This is a genomic window from Microbulbifer sp. SE14, assembly GCF_059834885.1.
Genome location: NZ_JCBAJA010000004.1, coordinates 200,085 through 214,457, shown reverse-complemented (window position 1 = coordinate 214,457; position 14,373 = coordinate 200,085). Strand labels below are relative to the sequence as shown.

The 14,373-nt window shown below is 64.5% G+C and carries 13 protein-coding genes; 5 read left to right on the top strand and 8 right to left on the bottom strand.

Annotated elements, in window-relative coordinates; translation table 11 throughout:
- Positions 1–34: 34 nt before the first annotated feature.
- The gene (gene sfsA, locus AC6R19_RS04930) at positions 35–754 is read left to right on the top strand and encodes a DNA/RNA nuclease SfsA (protein WP_500578554.1); all 720 of its coding nucleotides are present in this window, start codon (positions 35–37) and stop codon (positions 752–754) included.
- Between the two features lie 153 nt (positions 755–907).
- On the opposite strand, the gene AC6R19_RS04925 is transcribed toward sfsA, so the two are convergent.
- From AC6R19_RS04925 to AC6R19_RS04910, 4 genes are all read right to left on the bottom strand, one after another.
- Positions 908–1,252, bottom strand: coding sequence for a Rieske (2Fe-2S) protein (locus AC6R19_RS04925; RefSeq protein ID WP_500578553.1), 345 nt, complete (start codon positions 1,250–1,252; stop codon positions 908–910).
- A 33-nt stretch (positions 1,253–1,285) separates the two neighbouring features.
- The gene (locus tag AC6R19_RS04920; RefSeq protein ID WP_500578552.1) at positions 1,286–2,341 is read right to left on the bottom strand and encodes a S1C family serine protease; all 1,056 of its coding nucleotides are present in this window, start codon (positions 2,339–2,341) and stop codon (positions 1,286–1,288) included.
- A 73-nt stretch (positions 2,342–2,414) separates the two neighbouring features.
- Positions 2,415–3,293, bottom strand: a complete 879-nt coding sequence (gene htpX, locus AC6R19_RS04915) for a protease HtpX (RefSeq protein ID WP_500578551.1) — start codon at positions 3,291–3,293, stop codon at positions 2,415–2,417.
- A gap of 107 nt (positions 3,294–3,400) precedes the next feature.
- Positions 3,401–3,685, bottom strand: a complete 285-nt coding sequence (locus AC6R19_RS04910) for a TfoX/Sxy family protein (protein ID WP_500578549.1) — start codon at positions 3,683–3,685, stop codon at positions 3,401–3,403.
- A gap of 246 nt (positions 3,686–3,931) precedes the next feature.
- Here AC6R19_RS04910 and AC6R19_RS04905 point away from each other — a divergent pair, with 246 nt between their 5' ends.
- The 3 genes from AC6R19_RS04905 to AC6R19_RS04895 all read left to right on the top strand — a co-directional run bounded on the left by AC6R19_RS04905 (position 3,932) and on the right by AC6R19_RS04895 (position 6,034).
- Positions 3,932–4,648, top strand: coding sequence for a M15 family metallopeptidase (locus tag AC6R19_RS04905; RefSeq protein WP_500578548.1), 717 nt, complete (start codon positions 3,932–3,934; stop codon positions 4,646–4,648).
- Positions 4,649–4,740: 92 nt separating this feature from the next.
- Positions 4,741–5,499 (top strand): serine O-acetyltransferase, encoded by a 759-nt coding sequence (cysE, locus tag AC6R19_RS04900; protein ID WP_500578547.1) that lies wholly within the window; start codon positions 4,741–4,743, stop codon positions 5,497–5,499.
- A 31-nt stretch (positions 5,500–5,530) separates the two neighbouring features.
- A complete protein-coding gene (locus AC6R19_RS04895; protein WP_500578545.1) occupies positions 5,531–6,034 on the top strand; it encodes a hypothetical protein in 504 nt (167 codons plus the stop codon).
- 82 nt (positions 6,035–6,116) lie between these two features.
- Here the strand turns inward: AC6R19_RS04895 and AC6R19_RS04890 are convergent, their stop codons facing one another.
- The 4 genes from AC6R19_RS04890 to AC6R19_RS04875 form a co-directional block, all read right to left on the bottom strand.
- Positions 6,117–7,067, bottom strand: a complete 951-nt coding sequence (locus AC6R19_RS04890; protein WP_500578543.1) for an ROK family protein — start codon at positions 7,065–7,067, stop codon at positions 6,117–6,119.
- Positions 7,068–7,187: 120 nt separating this feature from the next.
- On the bottom strand, positions 7,188–9,629 hold the full coding sequence (locus AC6R19_RS04885) for a TonB-dependent receptor domain-containing protein (protein ID WP_500578542.1): 2,442 nt from the start codon (positions 9,627–9,629) through the stop codon (positions 7,188–7,190).
- 289 nt (positions 9,630–9,918) lie between these two features.
- Positions 9,919–10,896 (bottom strand): family 43 glycosylhydrolase, encoded by a 978-nt coding sequence (locus tag AC6R19_RS04880; protein ID WP_500578541.1) that lies wholly within the window; start codon positions 10,894–10,896, stop codon positions 9,919–9,921.
- A gap of 270 nt (positions 10,897–11,166) precedes the next feature.
- Positions 11,167–12,381, bottom strand: coding sequence for an ROK family transcriptional regulator (locus tag AC6R19_RS04875; protein ID WP_500578540.1), 1,215 nt, complete (start codon positions 12,379–12,381; stop codon positions 11,167–11,169).
- Positions 12,382–12,641: 260 nt separating this feature from the next.
- On the opposite strand from AC6R19_RS04875, the gene AC6R19_RS04870 reads away from it, so the two are divergent.
- Positions 12,642–14,237: a sodium:solute symporter gene (locus tag AC6R19_RS04870; protein ID WP_500578539.1), complete on the top strand. Its 1,596-nt coding sequence runs from the start codon at positions 12,642–12,644 to the stop codon at positions 14,235–14,237.
- Positions 14,238–14,373: the final 136 nt, after the last annotated feature.

Sequence of the window (14,373 nt, the reverse complement as noted above, 5' to 3'; positions counted from 1 at the left end):
TTGTGGCGCCCGAATAGTCAGTTTAGGTCGTATCGTGAAGCTCGATCCCCCCCTGCAGCAGGCCACCCTGCTGCGCCGCTACAAGCGTTTCCTCGCCGATATCGAGACCCCGTCCGGCGATACCTTCACCATCCACTGTCCCAACACCGGCTCGATGAAGAACTGCTGGGCGGAGAGTACCCCCTGCTGGTATTCGGACTCCGGCAATCCCAAGCGCAAGTACCGCCATACCCTGGAGGTGACCACCACGCCGGAAGGCGCCCTGGCCGGCGTGAATACCGGGCGCGCCAATGCGCTGGTGGAGGAGGCGATCAGCAGTGGGGTGGTGGCGGAGTTGCAGGGATACGACAGTCTGCGCCGCGAAGTGCGCTACGGCGAAGAGAACAGCCGCATCGACCTGCTGCTACGGGGTGCCGCCGGCGACTGCTATGTGGAGGTCAAGAATGTGACCCTGGCCGAGGGCGGCCGCGGCCTGTTTCCCGACGCTGTCAGCAGCCGCGGCGCCAAGCATCTGCGCGAACTGCAGAAGCTGGCCGGGAGCGGCGTGCGTGCGGTGCTCTTCTACTGTGTGCAGCACACCGGGATAGAGACGGTGGAAGCGGCGCGGGAGATAGATCCGGCCTATGCGGATGCGCTGGGGACGGCGGTGGCGGCGGGGGTGCAAGTACTCGCTTACCGGGCGAATATCAGCGCGCAGGAGATAGTGCTCACCGAGGCGATCCCCTTTGCCGGTGATCGGGTGTGGCAACTGTAGGGTGCGCCGTGACAGAAAATTGCTCCTGCATTTTCTGCACTTCCGCCATCCATGGCGGTCGCGCACCATGGAACCGGGCGGTGCGCACGGCGCACCCTACTGATTAGGCCCTACGATTTTTCAGAGCCCAGAACCCAGACCCCGATTGCGCGGCTAATCCGCCAACAGGACGTAGAGCCCTTCCGCAGTATGCTCTATCGGCACCGGCGTCAGCGCGTCGCCGGCGCAGGGCCCGGCGATGCACTCGCCGGTTTCAATCAGGAAGAGGGCGCCGTGGGAGGCGCACTGGATCAGCGCGCCGTCCGGATCGAGAAACTGGTCTTCCTGCCAGTCCAGGTTGATACCCCGGTGCGGACAACTGTTCTTGTAGGCGTAGACCTCGCCGTCCTTCATCACCGCGAATACATTGTCCATTCCGGCGGCGGTGTCGCCCAGGGAAAAGCCTTTGGACTGGCCCTCGGTCAGTTCGTCGTAACGGCACAGGAAATATTTCTGCATACTACTCGCCGCTCTCCACTCATCACTGACCACTCACTCGGGAGCGGCGAGTATAACGGATGTGTCGCGCCTTTTCCCGTCGCGCACGACGCCCAGGCTGACCTCGTCGCCGGCGCGGTGGTTTTCCAGTACGTTCAGCAGGTCGTCGTAACTGCGCACCGGTTGGTGGTCCACTTCCACAATCACATCGCCCAGCTGCCAGCCGCCGCGCTCGGTGCGGTAGACGCCACGCAGGCCGGCCTCTTCCGCCGGCATGCCCGGCGCGGTGCGTAGCACGGCCACGCCCTCGAAGCCGTAGCGGCTGGCCCATTGGTCCGGTGCCGACTCTATGCCCAGTACCGGGCGCACCAGGCGGCCGTGGGCGATCAGCTCCGGCACTATCTTCTTCACCGTGTCCACCGGGATGGCAAAGCCGATACCCACGCTGGCGCCGCTGGGGCTGTAGATCGCGGTATTGACGCCGATCAGGCGGCCGCTGGAGTCCAGCAGCGGGCCGCCGGAATTGCCTGGATTGATGGCCGCGTCCGTCTGGATCACGTTGCGGATGGTGCGGTTGTTGGCCGCCTGTATCTCGCGCCCGAGGGCACTGACCACGCCGGTGGTCAGGGTGGTGTCGAGGCCGAAGGGGTTGCCGATGGCGAGTACTTTGCGGCCGACGGAAAGGCTCTTCGAGGTGCCGGCCACCAGTGGCTTCAGCAGTTCCGGGGGCGCGTCGATCTTCAGGACCGCCAGGTCCTTCTCCGGCGCCGAGCCCACCAGCTCCGCCGGCCACTCGCTGCGGTCCTGCAGGGTGATGGTGACCTTGCGCGCGCCCTCGATCACGTGGAAGTTGGTGACCACATGTCCCCGGTCGTCCCAGATAAAGCCACTGCCGGCGCCCTTGGGCACCGTGTGCAGGCGCAGGGTCCAGCGGTCGCGGACCAGGGTTTCGTTGGTCACATAGACCACCGAGGGGCTGGCGAAGTTGAACACCTGCATGGTGTTCTGCTCGTCGTCGGTGGAGAAGGCCGGCACCGGGGATGTCGCGGAGGCGAAGGGGGCGAGCAACAGCAGCGGCGCGGCCAGCAGCAAGGTTTTGAGCTTGTTCATGGTCGGCAGTATGCGGTTTTGAATTCGGGGAAAAATGTTAACCCGGCGCGGGCGCCGGGTTAACCGCAGTGAGTTATCGGGACTGCAGGGCGAGGATGCGGTTTTCCAGCGGCGGGTGGCTGGCCATCAGCGCGCCCATGTTGCCGAAGATGCCGAAGGCTTTCATATTGCTCGGCAGCGGCTGCTCGCGGCCCGCCTCGGACTCCGCCTTGATCCGCTGCAGGGCGGCGATCATGGACTGGGGGCTGGCCAGACTGGCACCGGCCGCGTCCGCGCGGAACTCGCGCCGGCGGCTGAACCAGGCCACCACCATCATCGCAAAGATGCCGAAGACTATGTCCATGATGATCGAGGTCACGTAGTAGCCGATACCCAGGCCCTGTTCGTTCTTCAGCAGTACCCGGTCGACGAAGAAGCCCACCAGCCGGGCGAAGAACATCACGAAGGTATTCAGCACCCCCTGGATCAGTGCCAGGGTGACCATATCGCCGTTGGCAACATGGCCTATCTCGTGACCGATCACCGCCCGCGCCTCGTCGCGGTTGAAGCGCTCCAGCAGGCCGGCGCTGACCGCTACCAGGGCGCTGTTGCGGTTCCAGCCGGTGGCGAAGGCGTTGGCCTGGGGCATCGGGAAGATACCCACGTCCGGCATACCGATGCCGGCCTTCTGCGACAGCTCGCGCACCGTTTCCACCAGCCACTGCTCGTCGGCGGTGCGGGGCTGGTCGATCACCTGGGTGCGGGTGGTCATGCGGGCGATGGTCTTGGACAGCAGCAGCGAGATAAAGGCACCGCCGAAGCCGAATATGGCACACATCGTCAGCAGTGCGCCCAGGTTCAGGTCGACGCCGTTGGCGGCGAGGATGCCCTGGATACCCAGCAGGTTGAAGATAATGCCGACCAGGACCAGAACGGCCAGGTTGGTCAGTAGAAAGAGACCAATGCGCAACATCGGTGTTTTCTCCAAAAAATCAGTTCGGTTGGGAAAGTTTAGATAGGGGCGGCGGCGCCGCTTTCAAGATTCGCGGCGCGATCTTTTGGAGTATCTGAGAGAGAGGGTTACTCGGGATTCTGTGCGGACAGCAGGCGATCCGCCTCGCTCGCCAGGCGCCGTTTGAGATCCGGATCCAGGTCGTTCCAATGCACGTCCAGCAGCGCACCCTGCAGCGCGTAGAGCATCACCCGGGAGGCATTGATACCGCGATTGCGAATACTGATAAAGGCTTCCACCGGGCCCACCCGGCGCAGGTCATCGCAGGAGCGAATGCCGACGGAGTGGAGTATGTTGACAGAGGCGAGGCCCAGGTTTTTCAGTTTCAAAAGCTCTGATTGACTCGGGTGCATAGGGTTTTCCCTAACTGGTTGTACATCCGTGTTTGCGTGGCCAGGTCCCGCGGCCGCGCAAGGAACATAGCATAAAACGATAAAAGGCCAAATATTCATTAGCATTTGTGCTAATGAATATGGCCGGAGAGGCCGGTGCCCTTCGATGAATTCTGGTTTCGGTCCGTCACGACCCCCGTTTTTGGTAGAGTTGGATGTTGTTCACTTTAGTTCGTCACGAATATTTTGCCTGTTGGTAATCCTGCGATGTTAACTGCGCCGCTCAAACGCATGCTCTTCGGTCTCGGTGACGAGCACGTCATTCTCGAACCTCGATCCGGCCAACTGCTGCACCCGGAGGCGCTGGTCGCCTTCGAACGACTCTGCGCCGACGCCCGCGACGCCGGTTTCGATCCGAAGGTGGTGTCCGGCTTCCGCAGCTTCGAACGCCAGTGCACGATATGGAACGGCAAGGTCACGGGCCTGCGCCCGGTGCTGGACAGCAGCGGTGCCCCGCTGGACGTGGCGCAGTTGTCGCCCGTCCAGACGGTATTCGCTATATTGCGCTGGTCGGCCCTGCCGGGAGGCTCCCGCCACCACTGGGGCACGGATTTCGACGTGGTGGACGCGGGGGCCATGCCGGCGGACTACCGCCTGCAGTTGACCCCCCAGGAAGTGGCCGACGACGGTATCTTTGGTCCCTTCCACTGCTGGCTGGATGAGTGCATCGCCAGCGGACAGAGCTACGGCCTCTTCCGCCCCTACGCCGAGGACCGCGGCGGTGTGGCGCCGGAGCGCTGGCACCTGAGTTACGCGCCGCGCGCCCACGAGCTGCAGCAGTTGCTGACGCCGGAGCGGCTCTGTGAACAGCTGCAGAGCTGTGAGCTGGAATTGTGCGACACTGTGTGCGAGCGGATGGACGAGATCTATGCCCGCTTCGTGCATGTGCCGGAAGACTGTTACCCGGGGCCGGGAGAGGCGTAAAAAAGTAGGATGGGCTTTGCCCATCCTACCTGATAGAGTCGAGGAGTTAGGCGATTAACGGCAACAAAGAAGACAGGGACATCTGGCCCCAAATGCGCGCCGAGGCCACAGAGGCCGCGGCCGGCGAGCCGGTGCTGGCGAGCTATTTCCACAACACGGTGCTGCGCCACAAGTCCCTCGACGACGCGCTCTCCTACCAACTGGCCTCGGTGCTCAACCACAATGCGCTGACCGCCACGGCGCTGCAGGAGGTGATCGCCGCGGCCCTGAAGAGCGACTCCACCATCTCCCGCTGCATGCGCGCCGATATCAGCGCCTGGTACGACCGCGATCCCGCCTGCGACCAGTACCTGATGCCTTTCCTCTACTTCAAGGGCTTCCACGCCCTGCAGTCCCACCGCGTGGCCCACTGGCTGTGGCGGCAGGGGCGGCACACTCTGGCGCTCTATTTCCAGAGCCGGGTGTCGGAGCAGTTCGCGGTGGACATCCACCCGGCGGCCAGGTTCGGCTGCGGCATCATGATCGACCACGCCACCGGCCTGGTGGTGGGGGAGACCAGCGTGGTGGAGGACGATGTCTCGATACTGCACTCGGTGACCCTCGGCGGCAGCGGCAGCGGCGGTGGCGACCGCCACCCGAAAATCGGCCGCGGCGTGATGATCGGTGCCGGTGCCAAGATCCTCGGCCCGGTCAGGATCGGCGAGGGAGTAAAAATCGCCGCCGGCAGCCTGGTGCTGGCCGACGTGCCCGAACACACCACCGTGGCCGGAGTGCCGGCCCGCCAGGTCGGCGGCAAGACCGAAGCCGCGCCGGCCTATACCATGGACCAGACGCTGGACTCGGATGGCTAATAACTCGAGAACAACAAGAAGAGGCAGAAGCATGTCGGAACCTACTTACAGCCTGATCTTCCGCGGCGACCTGGTGCCGGGATTCACCGCCGGTGACGTAAAGGCGAACCTGGCGCGCCTGTTCAAGGCAGGCCCGGAAACCGTCGAAAAACTCTTCAGCGGCCGCCCACTGGCGATCAAGAAAGGGCTGCCCAAGGCCCAGGCCGAGCAATTGCAGGCCACCCTGGCCAAGATAGGCGCCCAGGCCGCGATAAAGGCCGAGGGCGAGGTCGCGACAGCGCCGACGCCGGTTCCCCGGGCAGCTGAAGCTCCGGCACCGCAAGCCTCTGCGCAGTCCCAAACCCAGCCCGACTGGAGCCTGGCGCCGATGGAGGGCAATCTGGTCAAGGACCACGAGCGCGAGAAGAAGGAAGCCGTGCAGGTATCCGTGGATCACCTGAGCCTGAAGCCGGCCCAGGGCAACCTGGTCGAGGAGAGCGAGCGCTCATCCGGCCAGCCGGTGTCGGTACAGGTGCCGGACTGGAAGCTGAATTAATCCCCTGCAGTGGCGGCACCGGCGCCGCTGCGCCTTTCCCCTCTCAACGACCCCGGTGTTCGCCACGGACCATCCGCAGCCCTCAGGCCGTGGACAGTCTTTTCTGTGTGGACAGCGGGTTCCCGTCGAGTTGCTGTTGCGCCAACAGCAGTGCGCCCATCTGGCCGGACTCGCCGCCCAGCGCCGGCGGCACCAGGTAGGACTCCGGGTCTGCCAGCGCCGGAGTCGGCCCATAGCCGTTCAGCCGCTGCCGCAAGCGTTCGCGGATCAGCGGGAACAGCAAGGGATTCTGCATCACGCCGCCGCCGAGAATGATCCGCTCCGGCATATAGCAATAGGTCAGGTTGGAACACATCTGGGCCAGGTAGTCCGCCTGCAGTTCCCAGGCCGGGTGGGACTGGGGCAGCTCCTCGCCGCGGTGCTGCCAGCGCTGTTCCAGGGCGGGGCCGCAGGCCAGTCCCTCCAGGCAGTCGCCGTGGAACGGACAACAGCCGGGGAAGGGGTCCCGCTCTTCGTCCCGGGACATGCGCATATGTCCTATTTCGGTATGTGTGAAGCCGTTGACCAGCTGTCCGCCCATCACGATGCCGGCGCCTATGCCGGTGCCCACAGTGACGTAGATGAAATTGTCGATTCCCCGGGCGGCCCCCAGGCGCTGTTCCGCCAGGGCGGCGCCGTTGACGTCGGTGTCCAGGCACACCGGAATATCCAGGTTTTCGCGAAACCAGCCCAGCAGGGGGACCTGTATCCAGTCGGACTTGGGCGTCTTCAGGATGCGGCCGTAGTCGGGCGAGGCCGGGTTGTTGTCCACGGGCCCGAAGCTGGCGATGCCCATTGCGCCCAGGGGACCGAGCCGCGCGCTGGCGTCGCGGAAAAATGCCAGCACTTCCGCCAGGGTGTCTTGCGGCTTTCCGGTGGAAAAGCGGGCGGAGGCGAGAATCGTTTGCGGGTCGCGGGCCACCACGCAATTGAACTTGGTTCCGCCCGCTTCCAGGCCGGCCAGCAGCGGTGCATTTTGAGCCCCGTGTAACATAGTGAAAAAGGCCCTCAAAAAATCTGTTAAAGACCGTGAAATGGAGAAAAAAGGCCCGGGCGCAAGGTGGGTTGCCCGGACCGGAAGGGGAAGATGGATCAGGTACCCCGACTATCCAGTTCAGAATTCATATTTGAAGGTCACCGAACTGGTGCGGCCGTTAATCGAACGGGCGCGGATGATGCCGTTGTCGGTCAGCGAACCCTCCTCCGCTTCTGTGAAGCCCTCCTCGTCGAAGAGGTTGTTCACGTTCAGGCCGACGGAGAGTGCCGGCGTGATGAAGTAGTTGGCGAAGAGGTTGACCTGGGTGTAGGCGTCAAACTTGAGGTCGTTGTTGTCCTGCGCATAGGCGTCGCTGGTGCCGATGATATTCAGGCCCGCGCTGTAGCGGTCGGTGGTATAGGAGGGCGTCAGCGCATAGATCCAGTCCGCCTGGCGGCGCGGGGTGTTGCCCACCAGCGACGGGTTCAGCTTGTCGCCGGCGATCTCTGCGTCGGTCCAGGTCACGCTGCCGGAGAGGTTGAAGTCGCCCCATTGGTAGGAGCCCTCGAACTCCACGCCCTGCGCCTGGTAGTCGCGGTCAAAGAAGGTCTGGGTGGTGGCCTCGAAATTCTGCTCCTCGGTTTCCGCGTAGAAGGCGGTGACGAAGAGGCCCAGGTTGTCGCGCCGGTATTTCACCCCGGTTTCCACCTGGTCCACTTCGTCCACCGCGGCGTCGTCGTCCAGCAGTCCGCCGTCGGGCAGCAGGTTGGGGCCGAACAGCAGGCGGTCGGCGTTGGCGCGGCCGCCGTGGCTGAGGCGCGCGAACAGCGCCAGGTCTTCCGTGAGCAGATAGTTGGCGCCCAGGGAGTAGGAGGTGTAGCTCCAGTCATAGTCGATCGGCAGAGCGTTGGCGTTGTCGACAAAGGAGACGCTCTGTTCCGGCACCGAGATGCTGCCGTCGCCGTTCACATCCACATTGTCCACCTGCACGGCGCCGGCGTAGGAGCCGCTGGCGCTGCCGCTGTCGTGGCGCAGGCTGGCGTCCAGGGTCAGGTCGCCGATCAGCCATTCGAGGGAGACGTAGGGGGCGCGGATATCGTACTCGGCGTCGTAGTTGCGGGTGCAGCAGTTACCCCAGAAGGGCACGCCGTAGGCGAGCAGGCCGCCGTCGGTTTGCGGTTGGCCGTCCGCGTTCACCACGTCCAGCAGCGCCGCCTCGTCGCCCTTGACCTCCATCAGGTAGGAGTTCCACAGCCAGGACATGTCGATGCTCTGGGAGGCCGCGTAGTAACCGAAGGTCAGGGTGGCGCTGTCGAAGGCCTTGCTGATCTTGAGGTCGTTGGCGTAGCTGCCGAGATCGTTGAACTCCACGTCGAACAGGTGCATGCGCATGGCCAGGCCGTTGCCGTTCAGCGCGCCCGGATCGTCGATGGCGGTGCCGGCCCGGGGGCCGTTGACGTAGACCAGGCCGGCGCCGGCGCCGCCGATGGACTCGGCGATGGCCTGGGCGTCGCCGATCTCCGCCGGGAAGGGGGTGTTGAAGCCGCCGTCCACGAAGGCCCGGCGGAAGCGGTTGGTCACCGTCCAGGTGTCGCCCAGGTCGAAGGACAGTTCAGTACCCACGGCGGTGTAGACGGGGTGCATGCCGTCGGTGATGTCGCTCCTGCGCCGCTCACCATTGTCGCCGATGCCGAGATTGGTTTTCAGCAGCGGCGTCTGCAGAGTGTCCTCGAGAATGTCGTAGCCGGCGATGGAGCCGCCGTTGGCCCTGGCGGGCATGGGCATGTAGCTGACCGCCCTGTCGTCCAGGTGCTTGAAGTAGACCCGGGCATAGCCGTTGTCGAACTCGCGGGTCAGGTTGGCCTTGATCTGGCCGCCGGAATTGCCGGTGTAGCCGGCGTCGCGAGGACCGTCGCCCTCGCGGTAGAAGCCGCCGACGTGATAGCGCCAGCCGTCGGTCAGGGAGCCGCCGTATTCGAAATCGGTGCGCACGCTGCCGTAGTCCAGGCCGACGGTGGCGCCGGCACTGCCGGTGGCCTCCTCGCCGGTCTTGCTGATCACGTTGATCACGCCGCCCGGCGAGTTGGAGGCAAAGGTGGAGGCGGAGCCGCCACGGATGGATTCCACCCGCTGTGCGGTGGAGTCGATGCGCAGGAAGATATCGGCGTTGCCGAAGGCGATATCGCCGAACTGCATCACCGGCAGGCCGTCCTCCTGCAGCTGCAGGAACTTGGCGCCGCCGGAGGCCACCGGCAGGCCGCGCACGGCGATATTGGCGTTGCCCTCGCCGCCGGAGGACTCGGCGCGGATACCGGGGATATTGCGGAAGACCTCGGCGGTGGAGCGGGGCGCGTAGTTGGCGATGTCGTCGCTGTTCATGGAGGAGACCGAGGTGCTGGACTCCATCTTGGACACGGGCCGGGGACTGGCGGTGACCATCACCTCTTCCAGTTCCAGCGGATCGGCGGCCAGGGCCGGCGACACCAGCGTACCGGCGACGGCCAGGGCCAGCAGGCGGGGGGCGAAGGGTTTGCGGGCGCGGGCATTTCCGCTCCTGCGGACTGCTTCTTGATCTCTCATCGTTATTCTCCTTCAAGGATCTTTTATCGTTGTAAATCCTTGCCCGCGCTGGTGGCGGACGGACCGGTGGCGTGCCGGTTCAATTAATTAAATCACTGTTATTTAATAAGTGCAATACACCCGTTCAATGCTGTTGAGTCGAGGCTTGGCACCCTGTAGGAGCCTGCTTGCAGGCGAACAGGAACGGAATTCCGTAGCCGTTCGCCTGACAGTTTTTTGCTCCTGCAAAATCTGCATTTCCGCCATCCATGGCGGTCACAGCAGGCTCCTACAAGAACACCACAGTTAGTTAGTCGCCTGTCACGGACAGCCGCCCGTCCGCCCCCTGGACGATGGGCAGCGGATCGCTAACCCCACCCACAAAGCGCCCGTCTTCGTCCAGGTTGTGGAAGGCCATCAGGTACCAGCACTCGTCCGGTCCCTGAACCACCCGGCCGGCGTAGAGGCTGCCGCGGGCGTCGGCGCCGAGGAATCCCGCGCCCTCTGTGTGGAAGGGGCCGAGAGGGCCGTCGCCGGGAAAGTACTTGAGCCCGGTCATGGGGGTGACGCCTTCGGCCAGGTACGCCCGGCTGTGGTACTTCACCGACACAGAGCAGAAGAGATAGTGGCGGCCGCCGATGCAGGCGATCTGTGGCACCTCCATCTCGCCGTACCAGCCGGGCGCCAGCAGCGGCGGCCCCGCCTGCCAGTGCAACAGGTCGGTGGAGCTGGCGTAGCCCACGGCCCCGCGCCCGTCCGGCTCGCCGCTGTTGGCGCGGCAGGTGAGCAGCATGTGGTAGAGCTCGCGGTCGGCGTCCTTGAACACCCAGGGGTCGCGCCAGGACTGGTCGTGCCAGTGGTCGAGGTTGAGGGTGTCGTACCAGCGCGGGTCGGTTTCCAGCACCGGGCCGGGATGTTTGTGCCAGTGCACCAGGTCGTCCGAGGCGGCCAGGCAGATCCGCTGGATCAGCCCCTTCTCGGAGCGGCGGGTGCCCGTGTAGTACATCAGCCACTGGTCGCCGTCGCGGATGACGCTGCCGGTCCAGGTGGTGAGGGAGTCCGCCGGCTCTGCCGTTCCCGGTTCGGGAGAGGAGGGCGCCAGGGCGTCGGGCAGGGGCGTCCAATTGCGCAGGTCTTGCGATACCGCGTGGCCGACGCTGACGTTCCAGTGCCGCAGTTCCGGATCGCCGAGGGTGCGGTCCGCCTGCAGGTAGAACAGGTGATAGTCATCGCCGTCCCGGGCGAACCAGAAGTCCCAGATCCACTTGTCTTTCAGGTCGAGCGCCATTGTATTCTCCTCAGGTAACTGCTTCCCCGGCATCAGGGCCTTCGCTTCCACGCATTTTTTTACTGGTGGGCCAGGCCCAACCCCCCTCTTGTAGGAGCCTGCCCTGCAGGCGAACGGTGCGGGCAACGAACCTCCAATCGCAATCCATGGCGAGACGAAGGCGCGTTCGTTCCGGCCCCAGCCCCGCCATCCATGGCGGGTCGCCAAACCGCGCACAAAGCTTCGCTTCGTAAACGCGCGGCTTGGCCCTGCAGGCAGGCTCGCAGCCTCCTACACGGACACGCGCTCCGGCACCCCGCCTTTTAACAGCACCGTCTTGTCCGGCGCGAAATTCGAATAGAGCGGCAGTATGGCGCCGCCCACCGCGATGGCGTCCGCCCCCAGCGTCCCCGCCCGGATCGCCGGCACGAAGAGTTCCGGAGGCGCCGCCTGGCGGATGCGGCGCGACACCATGTCCACCAGCTCATCCAGCAGGAAGCGGGGCAGCGGCGCATCGATCACTATGGCTTCCAGGTCCAGGATGCCCACCGCCGACAGCAGGGCGAATACCAGCGCGTCGGCGCAGTCTTCCATCCACTCCTGCACCAGGGGGCGGGCGCTGTCCATCACCGTTTCCAGCTCCGACGCAAAGACCAGCTCGATGCCGTGGGCCTTCAGGTGGCGGCGCAGGCCGAACAGGGAGGCGCGGTTGTAGAGCGCATCGAAGGGCCCGGCCGGCGCCGGTACCGAATCCAGGCCCGAGGCGGGAACCGGCATGGAGGCCAGGGCGCCGGCGTTGCCGTGCACGCCCGGCTCCAGGTTGCCGTTCAGTATCAGCCCGCCGCCGACGAAGGTGCCCAGGTAGATGTAGAGGAAGTTGTCCTCTCCGTCGCCGAACTGCAGCTCCGCCGCCGCCGCCGCCGAGCAGTCGTTTTCAAAAAACACGGGCAGTGTGGTGCGCGCCTGCAGTTCTTCGGCGAAGTTGATCTCCTCCCACTCGCGCACCCGCTCCGGGTTCACTTCCAACTCGCGGCCCCAGGCCCCCATAAACCAGGGCATGGCCACACCCACGCCCATCAGCTTGCGCGCCTCCGGCGCGCTGAGCTTCGCGACCAATTCCGCGATCCCGCTCTCGATGCGCTCCAGGACAAACGCCGGCTCCGGCATCTCCCGTTCGTACTCCAGCTTGTGCTGTGTGCGGCCGCCGAAATCCATCAGCAGCAGCTCGACGCCGCGCCGCCCGACTTTGGCGCCGATGGCGTAGGCGCCGTGCGGGTTGAGGGCATAGAGGGTGGAGGGCTGCCCCTTGCCGCCCAGGCGGCGGCCCTCCCGCCGCACCAGCCCGGCCTGCTCCAGGTCGTCGACGATGCGCGTCACCGCCTGGGCGGTCAGGTTGGTGGAGCGGGCCAGGTCCGACTTGGACGCCGCCCCCCGCTGCCGCAATGCCGCCAGCAGCACCCGCTCGTTGTAGCGGCGCAAACCGCTGGAATTGCTCCCCCTGCCCATGCCAGTCTCCCGATGGTTGCGGCCGCGGTGATGCGGCGCGTAAAAAATTCAGTTTAAAGGCAGGTAGGGGTGCGTTCAATATATTTGATATGAGTGGTTTTGTATCTTTAAATGGCTGTTTTTAAAGATATTTTTCAATACTTTTGAACGGCATTGATTTATTAAACCACTGTGAATTATTATTGTCCAATAAAAATGATCGGCCGGTGGCACGCCCGCTCGATTGCACAATTGAAATAATCATAAGAGTTGATAACAAGATGATTGAGAGTACCGCGGACCTGCGTTTGCACGGCATCGACCTGGCCATTCTCGGTGTCTATCTCGTCGCCACCATTGCCATCGGCCTCTACCTGAGCCGCAAGCACGACAGCGCCGAGGACTATTTTCTCGCCGGCCGCTCCATGCTGTGGCCGTTCATCGGCCTGTCGCTGTTCGCCTCCAACATCTCCAGTACCACCCTGATCGGCCTGGCGGGCGACGCCTACAGCAGCGGCATCGCGGTCTACAACTACGAGTGGATGGCGGCCGTGGTGCTGGTGTTTTTCGCGGTATTTTTCCTGCCGGTGATCCTGCGCAGCGGCCTCTACACCATGCCGGAAATGCTCGAGCGGCGTTTCGACTACCGCGCGCGGCGCTACTTTTCCCTGCTCACCATCTTCCTCAATATCGTCGTGGACACCGCCGGCAGCCTCTACGCCGGGGCCCTGGTGCTGCAACTGATCTTCCCCGATTTCCCCATCTGGCAGATAGTCGCGCTGCTGGCGATAGTGGCCGGCATCTACACCATCAGCGGCGGCCTGGCGGCAGTGATCTACACCGACACCATCCAGGCGGTACTGCTGGTGGTCGGGTCGGTGGTGATCACCTTCTTTGCGCTGGACAAGGTCGGCGGCTGGGAGAGTGTGCTGGCCCAGGTTTCCGCCGACAAACTCAGCCTGATCCGCCCCGCGGGCGATCCGGGCGTGCCCTGGCCGGGGCTGGTCACCGGCGTGGCGCTGCTGGGCTTCTACTTCTGGTGCACCAACCAGTTCATGGTGCAGCGGGTGCTCTCGGCGAAGAACCTGGACCACGGCCGCTGGGGCGTGCTCTTCGCCGGCCTGCTGAAACTGCCGGTGCTCTTCATCATGGTGCTGCCGGGCACCTTCGCGATCCTGCTCTACCCGGAGCTGCCCCGGGCCGACCTGGTCTATCCCACGCTGATGTTCGACCTGCTGCCGGTGGGGGTGCTGGGGCTGGTGCTGGCCGGTTTTACCGCCGCCCTGATGTCGCAGATCGATTCCACCCTCAACTCGGCCTCCACCCTGATCACCATGGATTTCGTCAAGCCGCTCCGTCCGTCGCTGACCGCGCACCAGCTGATGCGCGTGGGCCAGGTGGTGACCTTTATCTTCATGCTGCTGGCGGTGGCCTGGGCGCCGCAGATCGAGAACTTCGGCTCGCTGTTCAAGTACCTGCAGAAAATTCTCTCCTACGCGGTGCCGCCGGTGCTGGCGCTGTTCCTGGTGGGCTTCTTCTGGCGCGGCGCCAATGCGCATGGGGCGATAGTGACCCTGGTGGTGGGGACCCTGGCGGGTATCGGTCTGTTCCTGGCCAACGAGGTGTGGGACTGGTTCAACCTGCATTTCCTGTATGTGGCGCCGACCCTGTTCGTATTCTGCGCCCTGGTGCTGGTGGTGGCGAGCAGGATGAGTGCGCAGCGGCCCTCGGCCGAGGCACTGGTGTTTACCTGGAAGCCGGAGGATTTCGCCGAGGAGACCCGCGCGCTGCGGGGGCAGCCGGTGTGGAAAAACTACCGGGTGCTGTCGGTGCTGCTGCTGGTGCTGACAGCCGGGATTGTCGGTGCTTTCTGGTAGGCCGGCGGGAAGCTGTCCCCGGAATGAATCCGAAGGGGCGAACCTTGTGTTCGCCAGACCCGGGTGCCAGTTCCCGCCCTGGGCGAACACAAGGTTCGCCCCTACAAAAGACATAAAAAAACCGGCCGAGGCCGGT

Excerpts from the sequence above, each read along its gene's own strand:
- AC6R19_RS04890 (WP_500578543.1), bottom strand. The coding sequence starts at position 7,067 with ATGTTACACGGGGCTCAAAATGCACCGCTGCTGGCCGGCCTGGAAGCG.
- AC6R19_RS04925 (WP_500578553.1), bottom strand. The coding sequence starts at position 1,252 with ATGCAGAAATATTTCCTGTGCCGTTACGACGAACTGACCGAGGGCCAG.
- htpX (WP_500578551.1), bottom strand. The coding sequence starts at position 3,293 with ATGTTGCGCATTGGTCTCTTTCTACTGACCAACCTGGCCGTTCTGGTC.
- AC6R19_RS04910 (WP_500578549.1), bottom strand. The coding sequence starts at position 3,685 with ATGCACCCGAGTCAATCAGAGCTTTTGAAACTGAAAAACCTGGGCCTC.
- AC6R19_RS04870 (WP_500578539.1), top strand. The coding sequence starts at position 12,642 with ATGATTGAGAGTACCGCGGACCTGCGTTTGCACGGCATCGACCTGGCC.
- AC6R19_RS04905 (WP_500578548.1), top strand. The coding sequence starts at position 3,932 with ATGTTAACTGCGCCGCTCAAACGCATGCTCTTCGGTCTCGGTGACGAG.
- AC6R19_RS04875 (WP_500578540.1), bottom strand. The coding sequence starts at position 12,381 with ATGGGCAGGGGGAGCAATTCCAGCGGTTTGCGCCGCTACAACGAGCGG.
- AC6R19_RS04895 (WP_500578545.1), top strand. The coding sequence starts at position 5,531 with ATGTCGGAACCTACTTACAGCCTGATCTTCCGCGGCGACCTGGTGCCG.
- AC6R19_RS04880 (WP_500578541.1), bottom strand. The coding sequence starts at position 10,896 with ATGGCGCTCGACCTGAAAGACAAGTGGATCTGGGACTTCTGGTTCGCC.
- AC6R19_RS04885 (WP_500578542.1), bottom strand. The coding sequence starts at position 9,629 with ATGAGAGATCAAGAAGCAGTCCGCAGGAGCGGAAATGCCCGCGCCCGC.
- AC6R19_RS04920 (WP_500578552.1), bottom strand. The coding sequence starts at position 2,341 with ATGAACAAGCTCAAAACCTTGCTGCTGGCCGCGCCGCTGCTGTTGCTC.
- cysE (WP_500578547.1), top strand. The coding sequence starts at position 4,741 with ATGCGCGCCGAGGCCACAGAGGCCGCGGCCGGCGAGCCGGTGCTGGCG.